The organism is Shinella sp. GW821-FHT10F02, assembly GCF_058809275.1.
Genome location: NZ_JBXASL010000009.1, coordinates 93,624 through 109,483 on the forward strand (window position 1 = coordinate 93,624; position 15,860 = coordinate 109,483).

The 15,860-nt window shown below is 61.8% G+C and carries 18 protein-coding genes and 1 tRNA gene; 16 read left to right on the forward strand and 3 right to left on the reverse strand.

The window, feature by feature from the left end; all coding sequences use genetic code 11:
• Window positions 1-92 precede the first annotated feature (92 nt).
• From AC1RWL_RS26040 to AC1RWL_RS26115, 16 genes are all read left to right on the forward strand, one after another.
• The gene (locus tag AC1RWL_RS26040; protein ID WP_493158526.1) at window positions 93-2,654 is read left to right on the forward strand and encodes a tape measure protein; all 2,562 of its coding nucleotides are present in this window, start codon (window positions 93-95) and stop codon (window positions 2,652-2,654) included.
• Window positions 2,651-3,127 (forward strand): phage tail protein, encoded by a 477-nt coding sequence (locus AC1RWL_RS26045; protein WP_493096538.1) that lies wholly within the window; start codon window positions 2,651-2,653, stop codon window positions 3,125-3,127. The genes AC1RWL_RS26040 and AC1RWL_RS26045 overlap by 4 nt, the downstream gene beginning before the upstream one ends.
• Window positions 3,124-3,393, forward strand: coding sequence for a tail protein X (locus AC1RWL_RS26050; RefSeq protein ID WP_493096537.1), 270 nt, complete (start codon window positions 3,124-3,126; stop codon window positions 3,391-3,393). The genes AC1RWL_RS26045 and AC1RWL_RS26050 overlap by 4 nt, the downstream gene beginning before the upstream one ends.
• 1 nt (window position 3,394) lies before the next feature.
• The gene (locus AC1RWL_RS26055; RefSeq protein ID WP_493096536.1) at window positions 3,395-3,595 is read left to right on the forward strand and encodes a hypothetical protein; all 201 of its coding nucleotides are present in this window, start codon (window positions 3,395-3,397) and stop codon (window positions 3,593-3,595) included.
• The gene (locus AC1RWL_RS26060) at window positions 3,586-4,584 is read left to right on the forward strand and encodes a phage late control D family protein (RefSeq protein ID WP_493096535.1); all 999 of its coding nucleotides are present in this window, start codon (window positions 3,586-3,588) and stop codon (window positions 4,582-4,584) included. Before AC1RWL_RS26055 ends, AC1RWL_RS26060 begins: the two co-directional genes overlap by 10 nt.
• On the forward strand, window positions 4,571-5,080 hold the full coding sequence (locus tag AC1RWL_RS26065; protein WP_493096534.1) for a hypothetical protein: 510 nt from the start codon (window positions 4,571-4,573) through the stop codon (window positions 5,078-5,080). The genes AC1RWL_RS26060 and AC1RWL_RS26065 overlap by 14 nt, the downstream gene beginning before the upstream one ends.
• Window positions 5,081-5,181: 101 nt before the next feature.
• The gene (locus AC1RWL_RS26070) at window positions 5,182-5,589 is read left to right on the forward strand and encodes a baseplate (protein ID WP_493096533.1); all 408 of its coding nucleotides are present in this window, start codon (window positions 5,182-5,184) and stop codon (window positions 5,587-5,589) included.
• Complete coding sequence (locus AC1RWL_RS26075; RefSeq protein ID WP_493096532.1) at window positions 5,582-6,718, forward strand: baseplate J/gp47 family protein; 1,137 nt, start codon at window positions 5,582-5,584, stop codon at window positions 6,716-6,718. Before AC1RWL_RS26070 ends, AC1RWL_RS26075 begins: the two co-directional genes overlap by 8 nt.
• Window positions 6,711-7,823 carry a phage tail protein I gene (locus AC1RWL_RS26080; RefSeq protein ID WP_493096531.1) on the forward strand — a complete coding sequence of 371 codons (1,113 nt, stop codon included), beginning with the start codon at window positions 6,711-6,713 and terminating at the stop codon, window positions 7,821-7,823. Before AC1RWL_RS26075 ends, AC1RWL_RS26080 begins: the two co-directional genes overlap by 8 nt.
• 8 nt (window positions 7,824-7,831) lie before the next feature.
• Window positions 7,832-8,269 (forward strand): hypothetical protein, encoded by a 438-nt coding sequence (locus tag AC1RWL_RS26085; protein ID WP_493096530.1) that lies wholly within the window; start codon window positions 7,832-7,834, stop codon window positions 8,267-8,269.
• Window positions 8,270-8,281: 12 nt separating this feature from the next.
• Window positions 8,282-10,834, forward strand: a complete 2,553-nt coding sequence (locus AC1RWL_RS26090; protein ID WP_493096529.1) for a hypothetical protein — start codon at window positions 8,282-8,284, stop codon at window positions 10,832-10,834.
• A 29-nt stretch (window positions 10,835-10,863) separates the two neighbouring features.
• Window positions 10,864-11,151 (forward strand): hypothetical protein, encoded by a 288-nt coding sequence (locus AC1RWL_RS26095; protein ID WP_493096528.1) that lies wholly within the window; start codon window positions 10,864-10,866, stop codon window positions 11,149-11,151.
• A 45-nt stretch (window positions 11,152-11,196) separates the two neighbouring features.
• A complete protein-coding gene (locus AC1RWL_RS26100; protein WP_493096527.1) occupies window positions 11,197-11,529 on the forward strand; it encodes a hypothetical protein in 333 nt (110 codons plus the stop codon).
• 242 nt (window positions 11,530-11,771) lie between these two features.
• Window positions 11,772-11,963, forward strand: a complete 192-nt coding sequence (locus tag AC1RWL_RS26105; protein ID WP_493096526.1) for a Com family DNA-binding transcriptional regulator — start codon at window positions 11,772-11,774, stop codon at window positions 11,961-11,963.
• On the forward strand, window positions 11,941-12,846 hold the full coding sequence (locus AC1RWL_RS26110) for a DNA cytosine methyltransferase (protein WP_493096525.1): 906 nt from the start codon (window positions 11,941-11,943) through the stop codon (window positions 12,844-12,846). Before AC1RWL_RS26105 ends, AC1RWL_RS26110 begins: the two co-directional genes overlap by 23 nt.
• A 415-nt stretch (window positions 12,847-13,261) precedes the next feature.
• The gene (locus AC1RWL_RS26115) at window positions 13,262-13,426 is read left to right on the forward strand and encodes a hypothetical protein (protein WP_493158527.1); all 165 of its coding nucleotides are present in this window, start codon (window positions 13,262-13,264) and stop codon (window positions 13,424-13,426) included.
• 63 nt (window positions 13,427-13,489) lie between these two features.
• Here AC1RWL_RS26115 and AC1RWL_RS26120 read toward each other — a convergent pair.
• From AC1RWL_RS26120 to AC1RWL_RS26130, 3 genes are all read right to left on the reverse strand, one after another.
• Window positions 13,490-13,566: transfer RNA gene (locus AC1RWL_RS26120), tRNA-Arg, on the reverse strand.
• A gap of 141 nt (window positions 13,567-13,707) precedes the next feature.
• Window positions 13,708-14,493 carry an ATP-binding cassette domain-containing protein gene (locus AC1RWL_RS26125; protein WP_435267850.1) on the reverse strand — a complete coding sequence of 262 codons (786 nt, stop codon included), beginning with the start codon at window positions 14,491-14,493 and terminating at the stop codon, window positions 13,708-13,710.
• Window positions 14,494-14,507: 14 nt separating this feature from the next.
• Window positions 14,508-15,821, reverse strand: coding sequence for a sugar ABC transporter permease (locus AC1RWL_RS26130; protein ID WP_256117693.1), 1,314 nt, complete (start codon window positions 15,819-15,821; stop codon window positions 14,508-14,510).
• Window positions 15,822-15,860: the final 39 nt, after the last annotated feature.

Genomic DNA, 15,860 nt, shown 5'->3' on the forward strand with positions numbered 1-15,860 from the left:
AAATAACCGGACATAGGTCCGGTCGTTCTCCCCCAAGTAATGTGCGAACTCCATTCGGGATACCGGATGGAGTTTTTGCTTTGCGCTTTGCAATGGTCTTCGAAGGCATCGACCGCGCGACGAAGGTCATGTCCAAAATAATGTCGGCGGAGAAGAAGACCGCCAGCGCAATGAAGGCCGGCGCAAAAGCCGGCGCTACCGCATCCAACGACGCTGCCAAAGCAACCGACAAGCATGCATCTGCGCTGGCCCGTATCGGCGGCGCTGCACGCTCCGCCTACAGTGCCGTTGTCTCAGGCGCGAATGCCGCCGCGCGCGCCACCGTTGCCCTTCACAACAAGACTGTCGCGTTGGGGAAGATGGGCTTCGGTCAAATCAAGTCCGGCGCGGGCAAGGTTTTCAACGGTCTCACGGTTGCGGCGGCGGCAGCCGCTGCTGCGTTCAGCGCAGCAGCATTGGCAGCGGGAAAACTCGTTAGCGTGGCCTCGCAATTCGAAAAGTTCCAAACCATTCTGGAAACCACGGAGGGCTCCAGCGCCAAGGCGAAGACGGCGATGAGTTGGGTCTCCGAATTTGCTGTCAAGACGCCCTATGAACTGGACCAGGTCATGGAGAGCTTCGTCCAGCTCCGTACGCGCGGCCTTGACCCGACCAAGGGCCTGTTGCTTTCGCTCGGCGATACATCGGCCGCCATGGGTGTTCCGCTCATGCAGGGCGTGGAAGCGATGGCGGATGCCGTGACTGGCGAGAATGAGCGCCTGAAGGCGTTCGGTATCACCGCCGAGAAAACGGGCAATAAAATCACCTACAACTATACCAACGCTGCCGGGGAACAGATGCGGGCTGTGGTGAAGGCCAATGACCGCACGGCGATCCAGTTGAAGCTAATGGAAATCTTCAGCGAAAAGTACGGCGGCGCTATGGATAAGCTCTCTGGCACTTGGGAGGGCATGATTTCCAACTTCGGCGATCTGTGGAGCGGCTTTCAGCTTTCCATCATGAACGCCGGTCTTTTCGATTGGATGAAGGGGAAGCTTGAGGGTGTTCTTGAGACCCTAAACAAAATGAAGGCTGATGGCACCCTCGATGCCTGGGCAAAGAGCATCTCCGATAACATTATCTGGGTCCTCGACAGTGCATGGCAATTCGGCACTAAGGTTTGGGAGACCCTCGAAAAGATGGCTGTCTACCTCAAAGCGGCCGCAGACTACGTCGGCGGCTGGGAAAATCTTGCCATGGTGCTTGCAGGCATCGCGTTCGCGCCTACGCTCGTTTCCACGGCCGCCGGCCTCGTCCAGATCGCCATAGGGCTTTCGATGCTCGGCGCGGCGCTGATGGCGAACCCGATCATGCTCGGCATCGCCGCGATCGTGGCGGGCGCTGCCGTGATCTACATGAACTGGGAGCCGATCAAGGCCTTTTTCATCGATCTCTGGGACACGATCACGGCCGGCGCGCAAAAGGTGGTTGACGCCATCGCGCGGTTCACCGGCATTGATCCGATGGCGGCGATATCTGGATTTGTCGAGCTGCATAGGGCGGCGGGCAAAATGGCGCTCGAAGCCTTTTCCGATATCGGCACGCAACTCAGTGCGGTTTGGGACAATCTGCCATCGCTCGAATGGGGAGACATGCTGACGGCGCTGAATTGGGCGTCCTACATCTTCCCGATCCGGTGGCTCGAATTCATCCCCGGTTTCGAATGGGGCGACCTCATTCCGGACTTTTCATGGCCCGAGCTGCCGACATTTGAATGGCCCGAACTGCCGGCCCTGAGCCTGCCTGAGCTTCCGAACATTCGCGCCTATCTCTCAGGTTTCGCGGATGATGCCATGGAAGCGATCGGGGAAGTTTCCGCAAAGCTCGGCACAGCCTGGGCGAAGGTCAAGTCCGCGTTTACGTGGGGCGAGCAGTCCATGTCGATCGATACGGCCGATCCCGCGACTATCCAGGCGACCGCCAATGCCGTGGCCGGCCTGAGAACCGATCTTCAGGCCGTGGCGGCGATCGATACCAGTCAAGCCATGGCGCGGGTGTCGGCGCTGGATGCTGCCGCCAGCAAGATTTCCTCCTCCATCACGGCCGCCATACGGCAGGCCGAGGCGACGCTTGCGGCCGTCAATTTCTATCCGCAGGGCGTTGCCATGATGGACACGCTCGCGGCCGGCATTCGCGCCCGCGCCGCCGTCGTGGTCGAGGAAATCCGCAAGGTGACGCAGATGGTCCGCGATCATCTCCCATCGTCACCGGCCAAGGTCGGGCCGCTGTCCGATATCCATCGTCTCAAGTTCGGCGAAACCATAGCGTCAAGCATCAGGTCCGAGCCGATGGTGAAGGCCATGCGCGCCGCCGCCCTGGCGACGATGGGCGCGGCAAGCATGGCCTCGCCATCGATGGCGGAGACGGCCATCCCGATCACCGGCGCCGATGCGGCACGGTCCGAGGTTGCCCGCGTCACGACACAGTCGGCCGGCAGCGCCCAGGCAGGACAGGCGGGCGGCGGTGCCTCGATCGTCTATTCGCCGACGATCCACCTTTCCGGTGAGCTGGCCTCGGCGCAGCAAAGCTTTGCGGAGCAGCTCCGCCAGCACTCCCGCGAAATCGCCCGTCTGCTCGATGAAGAGAATCGCCGCAAGGGGAGAACGTCCACATGATCTACCTCCTCGGCGACATACCGTTAGGAATTGCCCCGGTCACCGGGCCGATCAATCACGACTTCAGTTTCACGAACACCTTCGTCCAGCATGCCGTCACGCGGGGCAAGCCCGTTGTCCAGGACGTCGGCTCTGAATTGGACGTGCGAAACTTCGAGTTCTTCCTTTCAGAGGAATTCTGCGACGTGGAACAGGAATTCGCCAAGCTCCAAATGGCTTTCCTGACGAAGACGCCCAACTCCCTCTCCCTCGGGTCCGGCGGCTATGACGGCAAACGCTACCTTGTCGAGACGCTCAATGGCCGCATCACCAAAACCAGCAGCCGGGGCGTCCCGGTGCGGATCGAAGCTACGATCGGTCTACTGGAAGACCCCATTGCGGGTGGCCTATACGCACTGATCAACTCCATTGCCAAGTCACGCGCAGTGGCCGTCTCGAAACAAGCTGGCTTCAATCCGGAGGTCCGCAGATGACGGATATCCTGACCGGCGAGTATTTCGAGCACAAGACAATTGCGGGCGATCGGTGGGACCTGCTCGCCTATCGGTACTACGGCGATCCGGACAAGCAAACCGTACTGCTCGAAGCGAACCGCCCCCTATGGCTTGATAACCTGAGCGTGCCACCGCTGATCCTGCCGCGCGGCTTGGTCCTGAAGGTGCCCGTCATCGTCGAAGAGGCCACCAATCTTGATGCGCTCCCGCCATGGAAGCGCGCGAAGCCGACCTATGGAGCGTGACATGGAAGAAGAGACCGTTCCGCTACTGAAGGCGTTGGTCTACCTGCTTGGCGTTATTGATGGTGCCGTCGCTGCCATGCTTGTTTTGTTGGCCATCTCGATCTTTCACGAGGTCGGTCTCGCGACCGCCTTTGCCTTCCAAGCCGTTGCGGCGTTCATTGCTGGCGGCGTGGCCGACTGGAAAATGCGCCGATGGCCCTAAGCCCCCGTTTTTCGCTCATCTATCAGGGCACGGACATCTCTTCGGAGTTGGACCCCCTGACGACGTCGATCACCTACACCGACAACCATCACGGCAAGGTCGATGAGATCGACGTGACCGTGCAGGACAAGGACGGTCGTTGGAAAGGTGAGTGGAAACCGGAAACCGGCGATACGATGGAACTGACCATCTTTGATGGTGCCGGCGGCATGCTGCCCTGCGGCATCTTCGAGATGGATGAGCCTGACGCGTCCGGCAATCGCGAAGGCGACACCATGACCATCCGTGGGGTTGCCGCTCCCATAACCAAGGCCCTTCGCACGGAAAAGACCCGCGCCTTCGAGAAGCAGACGCTTCGCCAGATCGTCCAGAAGGTGGCAGGCGAGACGGGCTTGTCGATTGAGGGTGATATCGAGGATCAGCGCTTCGAGCGGGTGACCCAACGCCGCGAACGGGATCTCGAATTTTTAACGCGGCTCGCCCAGGACACCGGCCATTATTTCTCAGCGCGCGGCAATCGAGCTGTGTTCACCTCCATCCGCTCGATCGACGGACAGGCGGCGGCACTGGCCATTAGCCACACTCAGATCGGTAAGACCCTGCTCGATTATCGTATCCGTGATCAGGCGGCCGACACCTATAGCAAGGCGAAGGTGACGGCGCTCGACGAGGACAAGAAGGAAAAGATTGAGGCGGATGAAGAGGACAGCGACGTCAAGACCGGCGACACGTTGCGCATTGCGGGCGAGCGGGTGGAGAACGTCGCGCAGGCCAAGGCGCTCGCAAAATCCCGCCTGCACTTCAAGAACCGGAAGAAGCGCTCCGGCTCCATTTCTGTCGTCGGCGATGTACGGCTGCTGGCCGGCGTCATTGTCGATCTGGTTGATTTCGGGAAATACAGCGGGCCGCTTCTGGTGGACCGCTCCAGCCACGCCATGACCCGTAGTGGCTACACATCCAGCGCGGAGTTGCTTAGTGCGAAACGGTGACGAATATCGGCAAAACCAGCAAATCAGGCGCGGCATCGTCATCGATCGCGATCCGAAGAAGATGAAGGCCAAGGTCCAGTTCGAGGACGAAGACGACGTTGTCACACAGTGGATCGATGCCGGCGCAAATTCTTCGACGGGGGTTTCGTTCTTCCACATGCCTGGAAAGGGCGATGAGGTCTGGTGCGCAATGGATGCCAAGGGCGAAGCCGGCTGCATCATCTCTTCGAAGTACAACGCCAAGGATAAGCCGCCGGCCGAAAGCAATGATGTTGTTGCCCTTAAATGGGGTGGCGGCATGTTTACGCTGGACACGGCCTCGGGTGCGATCACGCTGGAGACCTCCGGCGTAATACGTTTCAAGGCCTCCCAGATCATTCTGGATGGGGAGGTCGATCTCGGCGGAGAAGGCGGTCAACTTCTCCACCGCAAGGGTGATACCGACAGCGACGGTGATACGGCCATGGGGTCCGCCAGCCGCGTGCGCGCCGTCTGACTTGTCACATGCCCGCTTTGCGGCTACCGTTGCTCATAGGATGAACCGACCGGACATGTGTCCGGTCGTTTTCGTTTCCGCCGCGCGCCATTGTCGCCGGCATGATCGACAAGGATGCAATCACCCATCGCCATTGGTCCCTCAGGGTCGGCCGCGCCGATCCTGAGACGCGTCTTGCACCGGAGACCTACGGCGAAATCGAGGTGGCGCTCAGCGACCTTTCGCAGTCGATCGCCAATCTCGTCCTGACGCCGAAAGGCAGCGTTCCGACCGAACCGGAAAAGGGCGTCGATATCCTCGGCGCGATCGACAAGCACCCGGACATCGGCATTCCCTACCTCTCGCGCGAAATCTGGGACGCCATCGCGATCTGGGAAAAGCGTGTCATCGTCGAAAAGGTGGCGATCGGCGAAGTGTCCTTCGCGCACTTCGTTGCAACGATCCTCTGGCGGCCGGCCGAAGGCGTCGTTTCCGAATTGCAGGTCACGGAGGTGACCTTCAATGGCTGATCCCGTCATGCGCACGATCGCCGAGCTGCGCGCGGCCGGTGCGCCCAAATTCTTCGAGCGCGATCCGGAAGCGTGGAAGACAAAGCTGAAAGCGGCCTTCGAAGCTGAATCGGGTCGCACGCTCTATCCCGCCCAGACGGAAATGTTCCTGATCGAGACGGCGGCTTATGCGCTCTCCCTCCTCGGCGAGGCATGCCAGACGGGTGTGGAGCAAAACACGGTGGTTTTCGCCGAGGGCGTCCATCTCGAAAATCGCGCCGCCAATGTCTCGACGTTCCGTCTTCTGGCGCAGCGAGCAGCAACGACGTTGGAATTCCGCCTGTCCGAACCGCGCCTGCTTGATACCGCTATCCCGAAAGGCACGCGGGTTGCAGCCGGCACGGCGATCACCTTTGCGACGGATGCCGATCTCGTTATCCCGGCCGGGATGGATGCGGCGTCGATCGCAGCCACCGCCGAAGCGCCAGGCGCACGCTGGAATGGTCTTGGCCTTGGTAAGGTGACGGAAATCCTCGATCCGATCGCCTACGTGGTGAGCGCCGCCAACATCACGAATATCAGTGGCGGCGCTGACATCGAGGACAAGGAACGGTTTCGCGGCCGCGCCGCCAACGCGCTATATAAAATCTCGAAGGCTGGCCCCGGCGCGGGCTACCGCGAATATGTGAAAGACGTTCATCCGGACATCGTTGACGTCGCCGTAATCAAGCCGGAACCGGGCTATATCGAGATCTACCCGCTCATGAAGGGCGGGCTTTTGCCATCGGCCGAGCTAAAGGCGGAAATCCTCGAATACCTTGATCCGGACCTTCGCCGGCCGATGGGCGACTATGTGTCGATCCATGATCCCGAAGCGGTGATTTTCAATCCTGTCATCAACATTCGCGTGGCTGAAGCTTCATTCGATCTTGAAGCGCGGGCAGAGGCGGCGGTGGCCGGCGTTTTCGAGGGATGGCGCGACCAGCTTGGCGCGCAGATCGCCCGTGCCGATATCACGGTGGCCGTTAGAAAACTGCCGACCGTGATCGAGGTGGATACGACGGGCTTTGCCTTCACCGACCTTCAGCGCCATCAATTCGCCCGCCTCGGCACGGTGACCGTCAACGTCACGGTGGATGCCGATGACTGAGCCGCTCATCCCGCCGATCCTCATCGCGCCCGGCGTCAGCGACAAGCGCAACCGGGATTTCATCGCCGCGTTCTCCACGGCGCTGGAAGAATTCAAGCCGCCTGCGCTCGTGGTGCAGGATGCCTGGACAGCGCCGGCCGAGCTTCTACCGATCATGGTGGTGGAAGCGAGTCTGACGGATTTCGTTTCGCCCGACCTTCGCGAAGACCTTCTGCGCGCGCTGATTGACGCGGCGCCGGACATCCATGCCCTTAGTGGCCTTGTCGCCGGCACGCGCCGCGCGCTTTCCGCCATGGGTATCGAGGTGGACTGGCAACAGTGGTGGCAGCAGGAGCCGAAGGGCCATCACAATACGCATGTCGTGACCGCCTGGATGGAAGATGGCATCCTTTCCGGCCATCCGCTGCTTTCGCTCGCTTCCCGCCGCGCGATCGGCAAGGTGGTTGAGGCGACGAAGCGCAAGAGCCAGGACATTGATTTCCGGATCGGCTTCCGCGCCGGTTTTGAAGAGGTCGTTGACCTGGACGAGACGGCGGCGGTCGCCGTTGTGCATGATCCGATTGACGTCTGGCCCGATGGCCTGCGCTACGATGGCCGCACCAGCTACGACCACGCCGCCTATGTCCGCTATGACGGGCAGCATGACTATGACGGCCTCGCGCATCACAGCGGGCCGAGGCGGCGATCAGCGGTGGAAGCCGAAGGCCGGCTTATGCGGCTGCCTTATTGTGGCGTGGCGCGCTACGACGGCACGTTTACGCACAATGGCTTGCAGCCGGATCGCTGGCAGGGTGATGGCGCGCTGCATGACAATGAGCGTTTACAGTTCGCGGCCGAGCTGACGCACGCCGCCGAGGACCGTCCCGGCATCGTGCTCTTCTACGATGGTACGGCGCATCATGATGCGGCCTACAACCACGGCAGTGAACAGCCCGTCATCGCGGATGCCGAGATGACCATCATTGTCAATCGGCACATCCGTTACGACGGCAGCTATCGCCATGCGGGCCACCGCTATGACGGCACGCTCCAGCATGACGGCTCATCCACCTACTACACCGGCATTTTTTACGCGGGCGTCGTTCCGCAGGTTCTTGTTGCATGAGGAGCGCAATGAAGGTTTCCGACACGATTACCCTGCGCGGGGCGCTCGCGATCGACGTTAGACGCGGCGACGTGCTGATCGAAAGCTGGCGCGACGACAACATGATCATGACGGCCGCGCGCGATGCGCTCGCCCGCCTCGTTGCCGGCGATGGGGCGGGCAAGGTCATCACCAAGATTGGTGTCGGCACGAATGGGGGCGGGCCGACGCCGGCCGATGTCGGCCTGACGGGCGCGTTCGTCAAGCCCCTCTATGGCCACCAGTACCCGGAGACGGGTCGCGTCAGCTTCCAATGGCGGCTGGAGCAAAACGAGGCCAACGGCATGGCAATCAAGGAATTCGGCCTTTTGACCGTGGACGGCACGCTCTTCGCCCGTAAGGCGCGTCCGGCGATCGAGAAGGCCGCTGACATCTCCATCGACGGCATCTGGACCATCATCTTTTAAGGAGCAAGCATCGTGGCAAACCTGACCGAAACTGCCGAATTTACCCCCGCCGTCTATCAGATCGAGACCGCCGACCCGGTTGTTGGCGGGCCGAACGGCATTTCTAACGCGCAGGCGAAGGCGCTTGCGAACCGCACGACGTTCCTCAAGCAGTTTGCCGACGAGGTTGAAATCGCACGCGGTTCATCGGCATCGCTCGCCGAACGGCTCCTCAGCCTTGGCCTCGGCGGTCCGGGCGATCCCGCTTCCGAAGACGGTCTCAGCCGCGCCGTGAAGCTCGACTGGCTCTATTCGTCCTACCGGATCGCCATCGAGCTTTTCCAGGCCGACTGGACGCTGCTCGATACCGACCAGATCGCCGTTATCGCTTCCGTTGCCGGCGACGAGAGCGTGGACGTCGCCTCGACGGCAAAGCTGGTCGTCGGCGGCGAGTACGTCATTTTCGACGCCACGAAGCGGGAAACGCTGATCATTGACGGCATTTTGACGGCGAACCGCCTTCGCGCCGATGAAGTGCTTGTCAACACGTTCAATGCCACCGCCAAGCTTGCCCGCACCAACTGGCTGATCCAGCACGGCAAGGCCGTTGCCGGCGACGGCGGCGTCTATTTCTCACAGCCCGTCAATCTGGGCGTCGCGGCCGGCCCGCGTGCCGTGGTCGTGCGCCGGCAGGACAATGACGCGCAGATCGCCTTGTTCTTCAAGGATGCCGCGCACCCTGCCTGGACGGCAGCGCCCTGGTCGTGGCGGCGACAGATCGCGCCCGGCATCATCGACGTGGAGTATCAGGTTCCTGCGACTGGCGTTTTCAGCCTGAAGGCCACGAGCGAACACGGCGTCAGCGAGACCGACGTCACGATTTACAACATGGTCTGCCTTACGGCCGCAACGCAGCTCGGCGGCGTACACAATGGGCCGGTTCGTCCGGTCAACGCAGCGCCAGCCAATGCCGCAGTAGGCCTTCCGGAGCGGCCGACGCTCGCCATCGCCAGCTACCTTTCACCGACTGGCAGCGCTCTGAAGGCTATCAGTTTCCAACTCATCGCAACGGGCGGCGACTTCAACGCGCCGCTTGCAGCGAGTGGTGAACTTCCGCCCGGTCTTTCGTGGAGCGTGCCAGCTGGCATCCTGACAGCCAGCGGAAGCTACCAGTGGCGAGCACGGGTGAAAGATGCGGAAGGCGAATGGTCGTCGTGGTCGCTTCCGACGAGCTTCATGGCGGCGGCGAGCTTCATCTACGTCCGGACGCCCGCGAACAGCAGTCCGGCGAACGGCGCGGAAGATATCGCCGCGCAGCCGACGCTCTACACCTCGGTCTTCGAGGTCAATGGCGCGGTCGACACGCATGCGGCCACGCAATGGCAGATCAGGCGCAGCGACGGCACCTATGCCGCGCCCGTATGGGCGAGCGGTGACGACGCGGTCAATCTCTTGCAGGTCCAGGTCCCGGCCGGGCTGCTTCAGGAAGGCGTGACCGAGTATTTTTGGCGTGCGCGCCACAAGGGCACGGCCAATGGCTATTCCGAGTGGTCCACCGAAACGCGGTTCAAGACCAAACAGATCTTTGCGAACGTCATCGGCCTTGCGCTGGTCAATTCGGGCGGCGGCGCGGGCGTTTGGGCGCGCGTCGATAAGGACGGCAACAACCGCACCACAAACGCCTCGTTCTTCAGCAACCATGCGGTCTACGCAAACGTCGTGGGCGTAACGATCGACGCGCAGGCGATGATCAAAATCCCGGCTTTTTACTACAAGGTCGGGGACGCGCCCGCCGGCTCCGATCGTGCCGGCAAGCGCTGCTGGTGGATTTCGGACCAGCCCTTGCCCGGTTATGTGCTCCATCCGGCCTTCATGGAAGCCGGCAGCCCGATCCCGCATTTCTATGTCGGGAAATATCAGGCGACGAACGACGCCGGCACAAAGCTCGGCTCCGTCGCTGGCGCTGCACCGCTCGTCAGCATCGCCTTCGCGACGATGAAAGCGCGAGCGGCAGCCCGCAATGCTGGTGGGGTGAATGGCTTCATGATGTGGTCCGTCTACCAGCTCGCCGCGATCCAGATGCTTGCGCTCATTGAAATCGGCGGTTCCGACGCGCAGGCTCTCATCGGCACGGGCCGAGTAGACGATACCACCGTAGCCAATGTTGACACTGTCGCAGCGACATGGCGTGGCATCGTCGGTCTTTGGGGCAACGTGTCTCAGATGATTGATGGCCTCCGCCAGAACACGAACGTGAAACTCGAACTCTGGGACCGCCTTGGTAACAAGGAGTTCCTCCAGACAAATCTGTCGCCGCCATCGAGCGGCACGCCCGTTAGCATGAACCATGGCACGGCAGCGAACTGGGACCTCCGGGACATTTTTCTTCCTCTCACCGTTGATTCGGCGGTCAACGGAACCTTCCCCGACAACTTCACCAGTCAGGCCAGCTCGGGTGATGTTCGCATGGCGGTTCACGGCGGTGCTTACAACAACGGCGCCCAGGCGGGACTGTTTTTCCTGAAGCTAAATTATCTTCAGGCGAGCCCTTACGGGGACGCTGGCACGCGCCTCGCAAAAGTCTGATCGCAATCATCATCACTGGAGAAATGACTATGGCAGAATTCGGCCTCGAAACCTCTTGGGGCGTTATTCCCGCATTGGGCCTCCCCGCCTTCAGTCACGAACTAGAGGCGAGCGACTGGCGGCGCTCGATCAAGGTCTATGCCGTGCCGGAAGACGTTAGCGAGACCCGCTATTTCGTCTCGGAGACGCCCCCTAACGAAGTCGAGGAGGTGCCGCCGAGCCTTGTCCTGGACACGGACCTTCTCGCTCACTTCGTCGTCCAGCCGGACGGCGAGACATTCATCGTCTCGGTGCGCCCGGAGGTGCGGGCGGCCTAGCTGCTCGCCGCTTGTCGTTATCCTCACACGTTTAAAGGGACTTCAATGCAAGGTGAATTCAAACTCGACCGCAGCTTCGTCGGCCATATTCTCGAAGGGCAGTTGATCGCGCTGCTCGTCATGCTCCTCCTGATCAACCTTCTCGGCCAGAACGCCTGGACGGCCTATTTCTATGGCGGCGCTGCCGGCATCCTCGTCTATCTCGGGCGCGAAAAGCGGGATTGCGAGACCGGGCTCAAACTGCCGGCCGGCTCGCCGCGCGCGTGGTATCTGATGTGGACGCGCTGGAGCAACGTGACCGACATGGCGGGCAATATGATCGTGTACGCGATCGTATGGGCGGCCTACCTCTGGCTTCCCGCTGGGGGTGCAGCGTGATCCGCCGCGTCGTCATCGCCGCTATGGTGGGCGTTCTGCTCGGCGGATGCCAAACCACCGCCGATCGGGAATTTCGAGACCTTCAGGCCATCCTCGAATATCAGAGGGCGGCCGGTGCGCTCTAACGCACCGACTACGGGGCTACGTGTGGAAACAAGTCCCGTATGACAGCACCTATCGACAACCGTCACACCCTGCCTCGCGAGGCGCGTTCTATGTGACTGAGTCGAGAGCAAAACGGAATGCAAGACGTAAGGTGCGGCACCTGTCACGCCCTCTTATTTAGGGCGCGGCCTGCCGCGATTTCTAACGACATTGAGATCAAATGCCGCCGATGCGGCACCATCAATCATTTGAGGCCAATCGAGCCCGAACAAGATCGCCAGGAGCGACCGATAGGGAAAAACTCGTGTGGCTCTACATCCCGCCCATAACTTCACCGGAATTGCCCTCTGTGCCGGCGTCGGAGGTCTTGAACTTGGATTGCATATCGCCGAACCCGACTATCGAACTGTTTGTTACGTTGAGCGGGAAGCCTTCCCTGCGGCCACTCTCGTGGCGAGGATGGCAGACGCGGCCCTGGATCAGGCTCCTATCTGGGACGACGTCACCACCTTCGACGGCCGGCCTTGGCGTGGAAAGGTTCATATCCTCACTGGCGGCTATCCCTGCCAGCCGTTCAGCTTCGCTGGAAGGCGGCTTGGCGAAGACGATCCCCGCCACCTCTGGCCCCACATCCGGCGGATCATTAGCGATCTCGATCCGGAGTGGTGCTTCTTCGAGAACGTCGAAGGACACATGTCCCTGGGAGCCGACGCAGTCTTCCGGGACCTTCAAGGGATGGGCTTTACGGTCAAAGCAGGCCTGTTCAGCGCGCTCGAAGCCGGTGCAAGCCATATACGGCGTCGGCTCTTCATTGTGGCCCACGCCGACAAAATCCCTCTACTGTACGAGGATCGAGCTGGAGCTGGTCAACAACTGCTTCCGGCTGAGGGACGATGCGGCAGCAGCGGGATCGCAGTTCGGGATAGGCAAGGCGGCGCGGGTGTGGACGCATATCTGGCTGCTGATGAAGGCTTGCGGGGCGACACCGACGCGGTCTTTCAGCTTCCCGTCTTCCCGCCCGCTCCATCTGAGTTTGAACGCTGGGCACCGATCCTTGCCCGGCGACCTGACCTTCAACCCGAACTTTTCGGATTGGGTGATGGGATGGCCGATCGGATGGACCGATCCGATGCGGCCGGTAACGGAGTGGTCAGTCTGGCTGCGGCGTATGCGTGGCGAACTCTCAAGGCTGCCCACATAGGTCGGCATTAGCGCCGCAAGGCCCCACGTTAATCGCGGGGCCTTGTAGCTAACTTTCCATCATATGGGATCATCGCGGCATCCTTCCGACAATCCACTTGTTTGACCCTTTGCTGTCGCACTCGACACAGCGCAAAAGCGGGCTTAGTTGGTGTATGTATTGAGACCGGCCGAACCGGCGAGTTAACTCCCATCGATCCACCCAGCCATCGCGCCCGCAACTTAGGCACCGGCCGCCGAGAACATACCATTGCAACAGGTTGCTAAAAGTCGGGCGGTCGGCACCAAATAGGCCGTCCAGCAGTTCGGCTACGATTTTTTCAGACATGCGTCATCCTCGCTTAGATGTGCCGCATGTCATTTCGTTGCCCCGGCTGCGCTAAATGGCGCTGCTACCCCATTTCGTCAAGCTGCTGAAAAATTTCCTGTGCCAAAGCTGTCGCCGCTGTGTGCCAAAGCCAGCCGCGCGCCACAACAAGGCTTGGCGAAAGCGGCCGGAGTCATGGCCCTGCTCTTCGCCTCATTCTGCTACGCCCTCGAACTCGAACGTCTCGGCCGGGTGATCGAAGAGGCCTCGGGGAAAGGCGCTTGAGCGTACTGGATAGAGCCCGCTCGACGTGGCCCCGGTAGAAGAATGTCCAGTTTTGCAAGGAAGTGGCGCACCCGGCAGGATTCGAACCTGCGACCTTTGGAATCGGAATCCAACACTCTATCCAGCTGAGCTACGGGTGCTTGCCCTAGGCGATGACTCGCCTGTCCGATGAGAGGGTTCTTAGCCTAGGTGAGGGCGGGCTTCAATCGGGAAAATGTCGAAAGGCGATCTGTTTCGTGGTGCGGGCCGCCGGCTGTTGCCGGCGGCCCGTCCTCATCTGCTCAGGCGGTCTGCATGGCGCCGGGGCCGGGGATGGCCTTGGGGGGCACCTTGCCGAGGATGATCATGCCGAGCACCTCGTCCTTGGTGACGTCTTCCGTGCGGGCGTGGCCGACGACCTGGCCGTTCTTCATCACCGAGACACGATCCGCGAGGTCGAAGACGTCGTGGATGTCGTGGCTGATCAGGAAGATGCCGATGCCTTCCTTCTTCAGCTGCTTGATCAGTTCGCCGACCTGCGCCGTCTCCTGGGGGCCGAGCGCCGCGGTCGGCTCGTCCATGATCAGGATGCGGGCGTTGAACAGGATCGCACGGGCGATCGCCACCGACTGGCGCTGGCCGCCGGAGAGCGCCTTGACCGGTTCCTTGAAGCGCTGGAAGTTGGGATTGAGGCGGCCCATGACTTCGCGGGTTTTCGCTTCCATCGCCACGTCGTCGAGCGTGCCCCAGGGGGTGCGGAGTTCCCGGCCGAGATAGAGATTGGCGGCGGCGTCGACATTGTCGGCGACGGCGAGCGTCTGGTAGATCGTCTCGATGCCGTATTTCTTGGCGTCGCGCGGGTTGTTGATCTCGGCGGCTTCGCCGTTGATCAGGATCTCGCCGCCATCGCGCTTGTAGGCGCCGGAGAGGATCTTGATCAGCGTCGACTTGCCGGCACCGTTATGGCCGAGCAGCGCCACGACCTCGCCGGGATAGAGGTCGATCGAGGCATTGTCCACGGCGTGGATGCCGCCGAAAGAGATGGAAACGTTCTTCATTTCCACGAGGGGCGTACGGGTGTCCGTCATTGGATGGGCTCCTCTTACTTGGCGCGGGCGCGGTAGACCGTGTCGAGCCAGACGGCGACGACAAGGACCATGCCCACCACGATGCGCTGGAACGGGGTATCGATGCCGACCAGCACCATGCCCGATTGCAGCGATTGCATGACGAGGGCGCCGAGCATGGCGCCTGCGATTGTGCCCATGCCGCCGCCGAGCGACGTGCCGCCGATGACGGCTGCGGCGATGGTGTAGAGCTCGTCGAGCTCGCCCTGCGCGTTGGTCGCGGCATTGAGGCGGGCGGTGGAGATGGCGGCGGCGATGGCGCAGAGAATGCCCATCAGCGCGAAGATCTTTACCGTCACCCAGCGGGTCTTGATGCCGGCGAGTTCCGCGGCCTCCTGGTTGCCGCCGATGGCGAAGACGTAGCGGCCGAAGCGCAGGCGCGTCGAGATGAAGGTCATCACGATGCCGACGACGATGGCGATGAGAACCGGGATGGCGATGCCGTGCGGGATGAACAGGCCGCCGTCCGGCCAGGCGATGCCGTTGGCATCGGCATATTTGCGGGCGATGGCGACGGGCCAGGGGTAGCTGTTGACGACCGCGATGGCGCCGAGCACCAGCGCGCAGCCCACGGCGGTGAGGAAATATTCGGCCCACATCGGGCGCTGCGGGAAGCCGAAGCGCTGGCGCTGTTTTCGCGAATTGATGATGGTGGCGACGATGGCGATGCAGGCGAGGATGCCGACGACCCAGCTCGCCGTGGCGCCGATCGAACCCTCGGTGCCGCCGCCCATCAGGCGGAAGGTCGAATCCATCGGGGCGACCGTGCGGCCGCTGGTGACGAACCAGGTGGCGCCGCGCCAGACGAGCAGGCCGCCAAGCGTGACGATGAAGGAGGGCACGTTGAGGAAGGCGATGATGGAGCCGTGCAGCGCGCCGATGGCGGCGCCCAGCAGGATGCCGGCCAGCAGCGTGACGACCCAAATGGCGGGGTGGTTGAAGCCGAGCAGCTGCGGCAGCAGTTCGGCCTGCAGCACGCCCATGCTCATGCCCACGAAGCCGAGGATCGAGCCGACGGAAAGGTCGATGTTGCGCGTGACGATGACGAGCACCATGCCGGTCGCCATCACGGCGACGGAGGCGGTCTGGACGGAGAGGTTCCAGAGGTTGCGCGGCGTCAGGAACAGGCCGCCGGACAGGATGTTGAAGCCGATCCAGATGATCAGCATGGCGCCGATCATGCCGAGCAGGCGCGTGTCGATCTCGGTTGCGCGGAAGAAGCGCTTTACCGGGTTCTCGCTTGCCGATCGCGCGCGATTGGCTTGTGCGGTAGTCGTGATGTCGGCCATGGCTTTGCCGTCCCCCCACTTTGTTGACGTGTTCTTCGG

Excerpts from the sequence above, each read along its gene's own strand:
- AC1RWL_RS26040 (WP_493158526.1), top strand. The coding sequence starts at position 93 with ATGGTCTTCGAAGGCATCGACCGCGCGACGAAGGTCATGTCCAAAATA.
- AC1RWL_RS26045 (WP_493096538.1), top strand. The coding sequence starts at position 2,651 with ATGATCTACCTCCTCGGCGACATACCGTTAGGAATTGCCCCGGTCACC.
- AC1RWL_RS26050 (WP_493096537.1), top strand. The coding sequence starts at position 3,124 with ATGACGGATATCCTGACCGGCGAGTATTTCGAGCACAAGACAATTGCG.
- AC1RWL_RS26055 (WP_493096536.1), top strand. The coding sequence starts at position 3,395 with ATGGAAGAAGAGACCGTTCCGCTACTGAAGGCGTTGGTCTACCTGCTT.
- AC1RWL_RS26060 (WP_493096535.1), top strand. The coding sequence starts at position 3,586 with ATGGCCCTAAGCCCCCGTTTTTCGCTCATCTATCAGGGCACGGACATC.
- AC1RWL_RS26070 (WP_493096533.1), top strand. The coding sequence starts at position 5,182 with ATGATCGACAAGGATGCAATCACCCATCGCCATTGGTCCCTCAGGGTC.
- AC1RWL_RS26075 (WP_493096532.1), top strand. The coding sequence starts at position 5,582 with ATGGCTGATCCCGTCATGCGCACGATCGCCGAGCTGCGCGCGGCCGGT.
- AC1RWL_RS26080 (WP_493096531.1), top strand. The coding sequence starts at position 6,711 with ATGACTGAGCCGCTCATCCCGCCGATCCTCATCGCGCCCGGCGTCAGC.
- AC1RWL_RS26085 (WP_493096530.1), top strand. The coding sequence starts at position 7,832 with ATGAAGGTTTCCGACACGATTACCCTGCGCGGGGCGCTCGCGATCGAC.
- AC1RWL_RS26095 (WP_493096528.1), top strand. The coding sequence starts at position 10,864 with ATGGCAGAATTCGGCCTCGAAACCTCTTGGGGCGTTATTCCCGCATTG.
- AC1RWL_RS26100 (WP_493096527.1), top strand. The coding sequence starts at position 11,197 with ATGCAAGGTGAATTCAAACTCGACCGCAGCTTCGTCGGCCATATTCTC.
- AC1RWL_RS26105 (WP_493096526.1), top strand. The coding sequence starts at position 11,772 with ATGCAAGACGTAAGGTGCGGCACCTGTCACGCCCTCTTATTTAGGGCG.
- AC1RWL_RS26125 (WP_435267850.1), bottom strand. The coding sequence starts at position 14,493 with ATGACGGACACCCGTACGCCCCTCGTGGAAATGAAGAACGTTTCCATC.
- AC1RWL_RS26130 (WP_256117693.1), bottom strand. The coding sequence starts at position 15,821 with ATGGCCGACATCACGACTACCGCACAAGCCAATCGCGCGCGATCGGCA.